The organism is Verrucomicrobiia bacterium (assembly GCA_035495615.1).
In the GTDB taxonomy this organism is placed as follows: Bacteria; Omnitrophota; Omnitrophia; order Omnitrophales; family Aquincolibacteriaceae; genus DATJFP01.
The window spans coordinates 1-12,217 of sequence record DATJFP010000050.1; the positions used below are offsets into that span (position 1 = coordinate 1).

Below are 12,217 nucleotides of genomic sequence, written 5' to 3' on the forward strand. Positions count from 1 at the left end.
CTGGTGACGGCGAGATTGATAATTGGGCTCGCCTTAATCACGGTGAAGCCCAGAAGCATGGCTTCACCTCTTGACGGCGAGATTGATAATTGGGCTCGCCTTAATCACGGTGAAGCCCAGAAGCATGGCTTCACCTCTTGACGGCGAGATTGATAATTGGGCTCGCCGTCTGTCTAAGCCACTTTCCGCTGGTTTTTCTGCGATTTTTCCCGGTAAAGCCGATCGTCCGCCTCCACAAGCATGCGCTCGAGCGACAAACGCTGTCCCGCGCGCAGCCGAGAAACGCCGACGCTGAACGTGAGCGGTTCTCCGTGCGCGGGAAGAAACGTCTGCTCCGCGGCGCGGTGCAGCGAGTCGCGCAGACGGCCGTGATCCAGATCGCTTTCGACCAGCATCGCGGCCGCGAATTCGTCTCCGCCGATCCGCGCGACCACGTCAGAACCGCGCAGCCGGGCTTTCAGGATGCGGGCGCTTTCGATCAGCGCCTTGTCCCCCACCGCGTGGCCGAGGCGGTCGTTGATTTTTTTCAAGTCGTTCACGTCGGCCAGCAGCACGAGAAAATCTTTCTTCTGCCGCTCGCAGATCCGTGACAGCTGCCGCGCAAAAAGATAAAAGCCCCTGCGGTTCAGAAGGCCCGTCAATTCGTCGGTGAACGCCAGGTGTTTCAACTTCTGCCGCACCTTGCGCGACAGGCTTGCATCCCTTGCCACGACATAGACCTCGCCCTGAGCCAGTTCCGGACGCGCCTTCCACGAAATCCATTTATAAGTTCCCTTCTTGCTCCGGAAACGGTTTTCGAAAACGACGTCGCCGACGCCCCGCAGGACCCTCAGGCATTTCTTTTTGAGCGCAAATTCGTCGTCCGGGGCCACGTAGTCGAAAACCGACCGGCCCTGCAAGTCGCCTTGCTTGTATCCCAGGGTTTTTTCGAAGGCGGGGTTAATCTTGAGAAGCTTGCCGTCCGTTCCCACGATGCACAAAAGATCCGGAGCAAGGTCGAAAAAACGCCGGGCTTCGTCCCGGCCGGAGAAAGCCCCGCTTGCCGTGGAAAGGTCACGCGCGGTTTCTTTCATGGCTGCCTGCCGGCGGCCCCCGGAGCTGCGGACACCTGAGGTCCAAACTTCATGCGACGCGTCCCAATCCCGGCAAAGGTATTTTGGGGGAACCGGCGCGGGGCGCCTCGATATGCTTCACGAGAATCTGCTCGAGCGTCATCTTGCCGTAGATGAGCGATAGCGCGTCGAGCCAGGGGGCGGCATTTTCCGTTTCCCACAGGATGAGAACGTCATCGAAGATGTCGCCGAAGCCTTTCAGGCCGGGCAGGGCTTCAAGCAGCTGCTGCTCCCACAGCACCAGGAAAATTTTGCCTTCGTATTTCTGGTCGCGGAGGTAGTTTCCGGTATTGAGGTCGAAATAAGACTGGTCCATCAGGATGAAGGAGCATTCGTGACGCCGGAAAATAAAATCTTCCGCCGCGATCCCCTTCGCCGCCAGGACGTCTTTGAGCCGGAAATAGAGTTCGCCTTCGTGAATGAGGAGCAAGGCCTTCTGCCGCTTGTCCACTTGAGCGGCCTCCGCGTCTTCCGGGCCTTCTTCCGAGCCGACTTCCCGGGGTGCTGAGAATTCAGGTTCGTGCATCCTAGCCTCCGTTTCTGGGACCCATTATGAAAAAAAATAAAAGAACCTCCCATCGGGGCTTACCCTTTTCGCAGGGAAGCGTGCGTGGCATTCCCTTGTCGGAAAAATCCTGACCCGCAAAGAAGCATTGCGAGGATGCCGTCCCGCCAAACCCCGGGTAGAATGGCCGCCATGCAAAGACGGACTCTTTTATCTTTTTTCGCTGCGGTTTTATTTTTCGCGCCCTGCGCCGCGGCGCAGGACTGCTGGCTCGCACCCAAGCCCGTGGGACGGGCCGACGGCGCGGATGCCGCCAATGCCATGGGCGCGCGGAACGCGCAGCACTGCTGGGACCAGACGTCCGCGGACGGGACCCTCCACGTCCTCGAGGGCGATTACACGCCCGACAACGGCGCGTTCTGGAAACTCTCGATCGATGCGGCGCACGACGGGCCCGACGGGACGGGCTTCAAAACGCTGCAGGGCGAAGGCCATGTGAAGATCGTGGGATCGCGCCCTGTGCCTTACAAACCGGCCGACAAAGACCGGGGCGAATCCTGGATTACGATCAAAAAAGGCGCGCGAGGCGTGCGCATCCGGAATTTCGAAGTCTCCCGGGTGAAAAGCGGAATCCAGAGCGAAGGCGAGAACCACGACCTGGAGCTGGAAAATCTCAGCTTCGCGGACACGCGCCAGAACATTTTCCTGACCGGCTCCCCTTCCTGCAAGTCCCTGGCCCATTGCGGGCCGGAAGAAAAGCTGTCCTCGCGCATCACGATCCGCGGCGTGAACGGCCTGCGCTATTCCAAGCGCCATGTGCGCCTGGGCCGCGGGGTTTTCCAGGTGAAGGTGCTGGATTCCCACGCGGACGGCGGCGATTTGGACCAGGACTTTGCGGTGGGTTTTGACGTGGAAGGGCCGGCCTGGGACGTGGCCTTCGAAGACTGCACTTCGCGGCACAACCGCTACACGCTCACGGAATATTGGAACGGCGACGGTTTCAAATCCGAGCTGGAAACCAAAGACATCCGCTTTGCCCGCTGCTCGGCCTTCGACAACGCGGACGGCGGGTTCGACCTCAAAAGCGAAGACGCCGTGCTCACCGACAGCGTCGCCCTGCGCAATTCCCGGAACATCCGGATCTGGCGCTCGGCACGCCTCGAGAACGTCAATGCTTCCTATTCCCGCGCCGAAGGCGGCAATTCCTCGGAAGCGGGGCTTTGGTCTTCGGGCCGCGTGGAATGCACTTTCTGCACCTTCCACAACAACGGCATCCAGGTCCACGCCGAAAAAAGCGAAGGCACCGAGTCGGAGGTGAGGCTCGTGGATTCGATCGTCTCCCTCGACAAATCGCGCAAGGCCCCGGCTTCCACCAAGACGAGCGAGCCGCCGGAAATGCTCCGCCGCGAGGAAGGCGCCGTCATCGAGACCGTGCGCACCGCGGAATATCAGGAAGGCGTGAAAGGCAAGAAACCGGAGTTCGGTCATGCTAGCGAGGCGTGGGAAGGAAAAACGGGAGATTTCAACAGCCGCGCTTACGGAACCACGAAGGGGTACTATTACCCAAGAGCTTCGTGATTCCGTTTGGGGTCAGGCGGCTTGAATGCATTGCGCCCATTGGATGGCGTGACGGATCAGGTCCATGTTATCTTTCAGCTTCAGCTTGGTCCTGATGTTCTTGCGGTAACCTTCCACGGTTTTGACGCTCAAATGCATGTTCTTGGCGATGGTCGTGGCGGTAAGGCCTTCGCCGATGAGCTGGAAAATTTCGAGCTCGCGGTCGGAAAGCGCCGACATGGCGTTTTCCTGCGGAGCCGAAAATTCGCTGCGCAGCGTTCTTTCTTTGGTGGCCTCGCTCAAGTAAAACTTACCTTCCAAAACGTTGCGGATGGCGGCAAGCAGGTGGTCCGCGGCTTCGCGCTTGGTGACATAGCCCCGGGCCCCGCTGCGAATGGCTCTCTCCACCATGATGGTCTCTTCGTGCATGGAGATGGCGAGCATCTTGAGCTGCGGGCCGAACTGCGACTTGGCGGCTTTGATTAAATCGATCCCGCTGCTGTTTTTCAACGACAAGTCAACGATAATCAAATCCGGCTGCGTGTTCTGGATGGCCTGGAGAGCCTCGTCGGTACTTTCGGCTTCCCCGCACACTTTGAGGTCGGTCTCATCCATGATCAGCCGGCTGATTCCCTGCCGGAATACGGGATGATCGTCCACGATCAGGATTTTTTTGATATCCTCATTTTTGGCGATCAAGGGAACCTTCCTTCCTTTGGCAAACCTCTTCTTGACGTTTCGTTCTATCCATGCGTAATTCCACCATTTCTCGAAGGGAATGTCGATCAGGCTTTTTCCCTTAGTACCCGTGTAGGGAACACGACATATGTAGGACCCGCGGTGCCCGGGCAGGCCGTCACGACGGCCCGCCCGCGGCTGCCGGGGATTTGGGGTCTAGTAAGAACGGCCCTGCGTGCCCGTGGTGCCGGTCTCCGAAGAAAGAGAACCGCCGGCGTTCCGGGCCGGGGTTCCAGCCTGCTGAGCTCCGGCGCTCGGGTTGCCGCCGAACGACGACTGGGAGCTCTGGGATTGCAGGCCCTGGGACTGGGCGCCCTGCGTCTGGGAAGCCTGCGCCGCGGATTTTTCAATCCACTTCGCTTCCCACGAACCGATGCCGAGTGCCGGTTTATTGGCTTCGGCGCGGATCTGATCGCCGACTTCGACATCCGCCAGGGACTGGATCCCGCGGAATTCCCCCTGCTGCGGGATGTTGAGCTCCACTTCCTTCTTCTCGCCGCCGGGCTGCATCATCTGGACTTTCAGGGAATTATTGGCCTGGTTCACGGCCGTGACCTGGCCCTGCACCATTTCGCTGAAAGCGGCCTGTTGTCCAATGAGAAGGCCCGCGGCAAGCAATGCAATCATTTTCAAATTCGTTCGCATGTTATTCTCCTTTTTTTTGTAAGGGTTCCGGTCCTCGGGCGCTTTGGTTCTGCGGAGGGGGTGTGAACCCGAATCACGGGCTCATGGCTCAGAAGGCCGTCGGGAAAACCGGCACCGGATCAGATCTGAACATCGCCGGCATTGCCCGCGCGTCCAAGGCGCTAAGATAACGGGAAGCGGCCTAAGCCTCAATCAGGACGGAACTCGAACTCGCGTCAGGCGGCGGAGGAAGGAAACGGTAACGGTGATGACCGGACAGGTTCATCAACCCTTTGCCGCAGCAGAACCGGTATCGGGAATTGCGGCGAGAACATTTTGCGGCAGCGAAAAATAGAACGTGGAGCCCTTTCCAGGCTCGGATTCCAGCCATATCCTGCCGCCGTGGCGGTCGATAATTTTCTTGGCGACGGCAAGACCCAGGCCGGGCACCGAATCATGCGAAGCGGGCCGGAGGCGCCGGAACAGCGAAAAAATATCCCCCTGCCGTTTGGGATCAATCCCGACGCCGTTGTCGGCAATGGAAAAAACCCATTCCCCGTTTTTCCGGCCGGCCGAGACGTGGATGCGCGGAAGCTCTTCGGGACGCCGGAAGCGCAGCGCATTGAGAAGAAGATTTTGAAAAAGCTGGGCCATCAGAAAAGGATCGGCTTCGATTTTCGGCAGCGGGTCATGCGTGACCTCCGCCCCGCTTTCGAGGACAGCCAGCTTGAGATCGCGCAGCTGCTGCTGGAACAAAACTTCGAAGTCGACCGTTTCCGGGCGCACGCGGCTTCCGGCCTTGGCGTATTCCAGCATGCGGCGCACGAACCGCTGGGCCTGGCCCGCTCCCTTTTCCGCGCATTTCAAATATTCCACTTCCTTGGCGTCGAGCTTGCCCTGGGCATGCATGGCCAGCAGGCTGATGAAATTGGAGATGACGACGAGCGGTTCCTGGAGATCGTGCGAGGCCATGTGCGCGAATTGTTCCAGCTCGCGGTTGGAGCGCGCGAGATCCTCGGTTTTTTCCCGCCAGGATTTGGCGGCCGCGGCGCGCGCGAGCGCCAGCTCGATGCCGGAGCGCCACACTTCATCCGGAAAAGACATGAGAAGAAGGCCGGAGGATCCGGCCGACAAAGCGCGTTCGAGGACCGAGGCATCCGCCTGGTCCGCGGCAAAAAGGATAGGAATGCCGCGGCCCCGCCATTCCGCGAAAGCGGCGGCGGCTCCCGGTTCTTCCGGAACCGCGCCGGCCAGGATGAGATCGGGCGCTTCTGCGGCAAGGTTTTCAGCGCCGGGGACCGCGTTCACGGCTTCATACCCCAGCCGCCGGAGGGTTTCCACGACGCGGCCGGCATTCTTCGGTTCCTGCCCGATGACGGCGATTTTAGTCACGAAACGGCCTCGGCTTCCAGAGAATGGGGAATGATTTGCTTGGCTTTGCGAAGCAATGGACATGAGTTCGAACGCCTCCAGTATAAGCCAACAGGTCTGCCAAACGAAGCGAAACTTATACGGCCTCGTCCGCAAGGTCCTGCGGCATCGCGGGAAAAGGACCGCTTATTTTGCGCTGGAACCGCGCTCTGCCGTCGTCGGGAATTTTGCCGAACGTTTCCCTCAGCGGAAGATTTTCAGGGGCATTTTCCAGGCTCCCCCACAGGCGGTCCACGAACTCCTGGTATTTTTCCATTTCCGGGCTCTCGCCGACCGAAAAGGAATTCATGCCCGCACGGTCAAAGGCCTCGGCCACGTCCTTGAGGGTCATGGCTTCCACGGGCCGCCCCGGCTGGTAATGGAATTCGTCCGAACCTTCCACGTGCACCGCCGCAAGGACCCGTGAGCGGACCAGCATCCGCAGCACGTCCTGCACGAGCCGCGCGGGCACGCCGAGCTCCTGCGACAAACTCGGGGCCGTGGGAAGGTCCCGCAATTCCACGAAGCGGCGGGCGCAATGGCTTGTGATCATCAGCGCGGTCACGGTTTTCAGGCGGTGGCTGGCCTGTTTGCATTCGAGCTCATGCTCGTAGCTGCATTCGTTCTGACAGGCAAAGCTGATTTCCGCGCCGTAGAGAAAAAGCATCCAGGTCCCTTGCACGAGAACAAGAAAAAGCGGCACCGCCGCCAGAATACCGTAAAGCGGCGATGCCCGGTAAAGGCCGGTCTGCGCCGCGGCATAAAAGGCCTGGCCCGCCTCGTTCAGAATGGCCGCAAAAAAACCCGCGAGGAGTGCCGGCCCCAGGCGGACTTTGGCGTACGGCAGGCTTGCGTAAAGGAAAGAAAAAAACAGCCAGGCGCAGACATAGCCGGCAAAAGGCAGGGCCGCGTCGTAATACAGCGCGCGGGAATCCAGGATTTTTTTCCAAGCCATCGGCCACGGGATCTCGCGCGCGTAGCGAGGCAGCACGATCGCGGCCGACAGAAGGAGCGCGCCAAAAAAAAGCAGCCAGAAACCGTCGTGGAGGCGGTAATACCAGGGCCTTCCGTTCTTGACGCCCCAGATGCGGTCCAGGCTTCTTTCGGTTTCCCCAAGAATTTTCAACAGCACGAGCGAAGACAGCACGCCTCCCGCAAGCGTCCACGTTTTCACCGGCGTTTGCAGCGCGGCCTGCCGCAGAAACGACGCAAAAGGCTGAAGCCCCCCTGTTTTTGCGGACGGCAGGAGGTTCAGCAGATTGCTTTGCAGGCCATGATCGCGGGCAAGGCCGGACACGAGAAGCGCGAGAGGCACGAGGCCGAGAAGAGTGAAAAATGTCAGCGCGGCGGCGCGGTAAAAGGCCTGATCGGACGCGAACTCGCGCAGGGAAAGCAGGAAAATGCGCAGCGGCCGGATGGCCACGGCTTCTTTTGCCGTAAGCCGGTCCGCCCTCAAACGCCAGATGCCGCGGGTGAAAAAATCACAGGTTTCTTTAAACATAGCCGATGGGAGTGCTCCCGGACGAGTATCATCCGGCGCGCGGCCTGTTTTGGGTATCAGGCAAAACCCCGACCTCAGGAAGGAAAAAGGCTCGGTATTACGACGCGGCCGCGGGAGCGAGCGCGGGCAGCGGGAATCCGAATTTCTTGGAGATAGCGTCGCGGTGCCGGCCGCCCACGTAATACTGGCCGGAGAGCACCTGGCGTATGGCCTTGACAAGCGTTTCCGCGGAATCCTGCTTGGTGACGTAGCCTTTGGCGCCCGCGGCCAGCGCGGACTCGGCGTACATGTTTTCCTCGTGCATGGACAGCACCATGATGAACAGGCCGTCGTAGCGCTGGTTGATTTTTTTGACCAGGTCGATGCCGCTGGATTCTTTGAGCGAAATGTCCACGAGGATGACGTTCGGCTTGGTCTTCTCGATGAGTTCCAGCGCCTGGGACGCGTCCTCGGCTTCGCCGCAGACTCCCATGTCCGGTTCCTGTTCGATGAGCTCGGCCACGCCTTTGCGCAGGAGCGGATGATCGTCGACCAGCAGGATCCGTTTGCGGTCCGCGATCTTTTCGACCGTGACCTTGCCCGTGGGCTCTTCCTCCCCGGGGCCGTCGCCGATGTCGTGCACGACGCTGATGTTGGGATAAAAAATGCACTGGACGAGCGTCCCGCCTTCGGACCTCGGCGAAACCTGCATCTCCGCATCGATCATCTGCGCGCGGTACTTCATGTTCCGCAGCCCCATGCCGAGCGACTCCGTGGTTTTCGCCTGGAACCCGACGCCGTTGTCCTCGATGATCATGCAGTTTTTTTCGCCTTTGGCCTGCAGTTTGATCTCGATCCTTGTGGCCTTGCCGTGCTTGAGCGCGTTGTGAATCGCTTCCTGGGCAATGCGGTACAAATTGATTTCGAGGTAATAGTTTTTGAAGTTGACGACCCCGTCGTTGGAAAAGCCGCAGGACGTGCCGCAGAGTTCCGTCGTGTTCTTGGCCAGTTCTTCCAGCGCGCACGGCAGCCCCTTGGCCTCGAGCGAAATGGGATTCAGGCCGCGGGACAGGCTGTTGGTGTCGTTGATGGTTTTTTTCACGAATCCGATGATTTCCTCGAGCCGTTTGATTTCCTTGCCGAACTCCGGAGAAATCTTTTTCTGGATCGCCTTGACCATGAAGCCGATGGCCGCGAGCTGCTGCGAAAGGCCGTCGTGAAGGTCCTGGCCCAGGCGCTTGCGTTCCCGGTCGCTGATCTCCAGCACTTCCTTCTGCGCCTTCATCCTCTCCTTCATCTCGAGCTGCAGGGCCTGGTTGGAAAGCAGCAGCTCCGAAGTTTTTTCGGAGATGCTGATGGCCTGCTTCTCGATCTTCCGGCTTTTTTTGTACAGCTCGACGAACACCGAGATCTTGCACTTGAGAATGTAGGGATCGAGCGGTTTGAGGATGTAATCCACGGCGCCGTACTTATAGCCGCGGAAAACAAAGCTGATGTCCTTGCCGATGGCCGTGATGAAGATGATCGGGATGTCTTTGGTGCGATGGCCCTGCTTGATGAGCTGGGCGCATTCGAAGCCGTCCATGCCCGGCATCTGCACGTCGAGAAGGATCAGCGCGCAGTCGTGCTGCTGGAGAAGCGTAAGCGCTTCCTTCCCCGATTCCGCCCGGAGCAGATTGTATTCCGGGCAGGAAAGGAGCGCTTCAAGCGCCAGCAGGTTGGCCGGCGAATCGTCGACCATCAGGATATTCGTTTTTTCTTCGGTATCCTGACTCAGGGCCTCGTGTGCCATGGAATATCCCGACCTCATCTTTCAATCAGGCTCTGCGGTTGATTCATCCAGAAGAACAAGGTCCTGAGAAGCTTGTCCGAGTCGACAGGCTTCGGAAGATAATCCGTCGCGCCGGCCTCGATGCACTTCTCGCGGTCCCCTTTCATGGCTTTGGCCGTCAAGGCAATGATCGGCAAGGCCTTGAAGCGGTTGTCCTGACGGATCAGCCGGATCGCCTCATGGCCGTCCATTTCAGGCATCATGATGTCCATCAGGATGATGTCCACGTCTTCGTTTTCCTTCAGCATCTGGATGCCGACGCGGCCGTTCTCCGACTGCAGAACGTTCATGCCTCGGTCTTCCAGCACCTGGGAAAGCGCAAAAATGTTTCTCTTGTCGTCGTCGATGATGAGTACCTTCTTGCTCGAGAAATCCGCGTTCTCCGGAAGCGCCGGCACTTCGAACGTGGATTCGGGATGATCGGGCAGCGTGGTCACGACGCCCTGGTAGCTCTGCGGCAGGAACAGGGTAAACGTGCTTCCCTTGCCCACCGTGCTCTCGACTTCGATGCAGCCGCCGAGCAGATGCGCGATTTCGCGGCTGATCGTCAGGCCCAGGCCCGTGCCGCCGTACTTGCGGCTGGTCGTGCCGTCGGCTTGCCGGAACGCCTCGAAGATCAAGTCCTGCTTGTCGAACGGGATGCCGATGCCGGTGTCGCGCACCGAGAAGGAGAAGATTCCGTCTCCCTCGTCGAGCGTTTGCATGCCGAACTTTCTCGTGCCCGGCTTCATGTGCTTGATCACCATCTCGACCTTGCCTTCATCCGTGAACTTGAACGCGTTCGACAGGAGGTTCTTCAGGATCTGCTGCAGCCGGTTCACGTCCGTGTAAATGGGCGGATAGTTCTCGCCGCCCTGGGCCGTGATCTTGAAGTCGATGCCCTTGTGCTCGGCCACCGGGCGGAAGTTGTTCTCGAGGTAGCTCTGCACTTCCGGGATGAGCAGGTGGTTGGGCTCAATGGACATCTTGCCGGCTTCGACCTTGGACAGATCGAGAATCTCGTTAATCAAGGTGAGCAGGTCGCAGCCCGCGGAATACACCGTGCCCGCGAACCGGACTTGCGCCGGCGTGAGGTTCTTGTCTTTGTTCTCCGCTAAAATCTTCGACAGGATGAGAAGGCTGTTCAGCGGCGTACGCAGTTCATGCGACATGTTCGCAAGGAACTCGGACTTGTACTTCGAAATCAGAGACAGCTGCTCGGCTTTCTCTTCCAGGGACTGCGAGGCCAGTTCGACTTCGCGGTTCTTCAGTTCGAGCAGCTTGGCTTTGTCTTCGAGTTCTTTGGCTTGCGCTTCCAGTTCCGAGTTCGAGCGTTTGACCTCTTGCAGCAGTTCTTCGGTACGCATCGAGGACGAGATCATGTTCAGCGTGACGCCGATGGAGTCCATGAGCTGGTCCAGGAAGGTCTGATAGTTGACGTTGAACGGCTTGAAGGAAGCGAGCTCGATGACGGCCTTCAGCTGGCCTTCAAAGAGCACCGGCATCACGAGGATGTTGACCGGAACCGCTTCCCCGAGGCTCGACTGGATGGCGATGTAATCCGCCGGCGCGTGCGTGAGAAGGATCTTTTTCTTCTCGAACGCGCACTGGCCGATCAAGCCTTCCTTCATGCGGTACTGGTTCGACACGTTTTTGCGCTGCGAATAGCCGTAGCTGGCAATCAGGTTGAGCTGCGGCTGCCCGTCCGGCGTGGGCTCCATCATGAAGAACGTGCCGTGGCGTGAATCGACCAGCGGCGTGAGTTCGGACATGATCAGCTGGGCCACGGCGGTAATCGACCGCTGCCCTTGCATCATGCCTGAAAATTTCGCCAGGTTGGTTTTCAGCCAGTCCTGCTCGTTGTTCTTCTGCGTCGTGTCTTTCAGGTTGGCGATCATCTGGTTGATGTTGTTTTTCAGAGCGGCGACTTCTCCCTGCGCTTCGACGGTGATCGACCGGGTGAGGTCACCTTTCGTCACGGCCGTGGACACCTCGGCGATCGCGCGCACCTGAGAGGTCAGGTTGCCGGCAAGCTGGTTCACGTTGTTGGTCAGGTCTTTCCACACGCCGGACGCGCCAGGCACTTTGGCTTGTCCGCCGAGTTTTCCTTCGATACCGACTTCGCGGGCGACAGAAGTCACCTGGTCGGCGAACGTCTTCAGCGTGTCGGTCATGCTGTTGATCGTTTCGGCGAGAGCGGCGACCTCCCCTTTCGCTTCGAGGACGAATTTCTGGGACAAGTCACCGGTTGCCACCGCGGTCACGACTTTCACGATGCCGCGGACTTGCGAAGTAAGGTTTTTCGCCATGACGTTCACATTGTCGGTGAGGTCTTTCCACACGCCGGACGCGCCAGGCACTTTGGCTTGTCCGCCGAGTTTTCCTTCCAGACCGACTTCCTTGGCCACCGTGGTCACCTGGTCGGCGAAGGTACGCAGCGTGTCGATCATGTTATTGATGGTTTCAGCCAGCGAAGCGACTTCACCTTTGGCTTCGAGCACGAATTTCTGGTTCAGGTCGCCGGTCGCGACAGCGGTCACGACGCGTACGATACCGCGGACCTGCTTGGTGAGGTTGGACGCCATGAAATTCACGTTGTCGGTGAGGTCCTTCCACGTACCGGAAACACCTTTCACCTCGGCCTGGCCGCCCAGTTTTCCTTCCGTACCGACTTCTTTGGCCACGCGGGTCACTTCTGCGGCAAAGGAGTTCAGCTGGTCCACCATGACGTTGATCGTGTTTTTCAGTTCCAAAATTTCGCCGCGCGCATCGACCGTGATCTTTTGCGACAAGTCTCCTTTCGCGACGGCCGTCGTCACTTTCGCGATGTTACGCACCTGGTTGGTCAGGTTACCGGCCAGCACGTTCACGTTGTCGGTGAGGTCCTTCCACGTGCCGGAAACGCCTTTCACGTCGGCCTGGCCGCCGAGGCGTCCTTCCGTACCGACTTCTTTGGCCACGCGGGTCACTTCTGCGGCAAA

General features: G+C 59.2%; 9 protein-coding genes. 1 reads left to right on the plus strand and 8 read right to left on the minus strand.

Going from position 1 to position 12,217, the window contains the following annotated elements; translation table 11 throughout:
• Window positions 1-173 precede the first annotated feature (173 nt).
• Both VL688_06730 and VL688_06735 read right to left on the minus strand, forming a co-directional pair.
• A complete protein-coding gene (locus VL688_06730; GenBank protein ID HTL47742.1) occupies window positions 174-1,073 on the minus strand; it encodes a diguanylate cyclase in 900 nt (299 codons plus the stop codon).
• 49 nt (window positions 1,074-1,122) lie between these two features.
• Complete coding sequence (locus tag VL688_06735; GenBank protein HTL47743.1) at window positions 1,123-1,638, minus strand: hypothetical protein; 516 nt, start codon at window positions 1,636-1,638, stop codon at window positions 1,123-1,125.
• A 171-nt stretch (window positions 1,639-1,809) separates the two neighbouring features.
• Here VL688_06735 and VL688_06740 point away from each other — a divergent pair, with 171 nt between their 5' ends.
• Window positions 1,810-3,195 carry a hypothetical protein gene (locus tag VL688_06740; protein HTL47744.1) on the plus strand — a complete coding sequence of 462 codons (1,386 nt, stop codon included), beginning with the start codon at window positions 1,810-1,812 and terminating at the stop codon, window positions 3,193-3,195.
• Window positions 3,196-3,207: 12 nt separating this feature from the next.
• On the opposite strand, the gene VL688_06745 is transcribed toward VL688_06740, so the two are convergent.
• The 6 genes from VL688_06745 to VL688_06770 all read right to left on the minus strand — a co-directional run.
• Window positions 3,208-3,873, minus strand: a complete 666-nt coding sequence (locus tag VL688_06745; protein HTL47745.1) for a response regulator transcription factor — start codon at window positions 3,871-3,873, stop codon at window positions 3,208-3,210.
• Window positions 3,874-4,068: 195 nt separating this feature from the next.
• Window positions 4,069-4,557, minus strand: a complete 489-nt coding sequence (locus VL688_06750) for a hypothetical protein (GenBank protein ID HTL47746.1) — start codon at window positions 4,555-4,557, stop codon at window positions 4,069-4,071.
• 264 nt (window positions 4,558-4,821) lie between these two features.
• The gene (locus VL688_06755) at window positions 4,822-5,928 is read right to left on the minus strand and encodes an ATP-binding protein (protein ID HTL47747.1); all 1,107 of its coding nucleotides are present in this window, start codon (window positions 5,926-5,928) and stop codon (window positions 4,822-4,824) included.
• Between the two features lie 115 nt (window positions 5,929-6,043).
• Window positions 6,044-7,447: a YihY/virulence factor BrkB family protein gene (locus VL688_06760; GenBank protein HTL47748.1), complete on the minus strand. Its 1,404-nt coding sequence runs from the start codon at window positions 7,445-7,447 to the stop codon at window positions 6,044-6,046.
• Window positions 7,448-7,544: 97 nt separating this feature from the next.
• Window positions 7,545-9,218: a response regulator gene (locus VL688_06765; GenBank protein ID HTL47749.1), complete on the minus strand. Its 1,674-nt coding sequence runs from the start codon at window positions 9,216-9,218 to the stop codon at window positions 7,545-7,547.
• Window positions 9,219-9,232: 14 nt separating this feature from the next.
• A partial coding sequence (locus VL688_06770; protein HTL47750.1) for a HAMP domain-containing protein occupies window positions 9,233-12,217 on the minus strand: 2,985 nt, incomplete at its 5' end.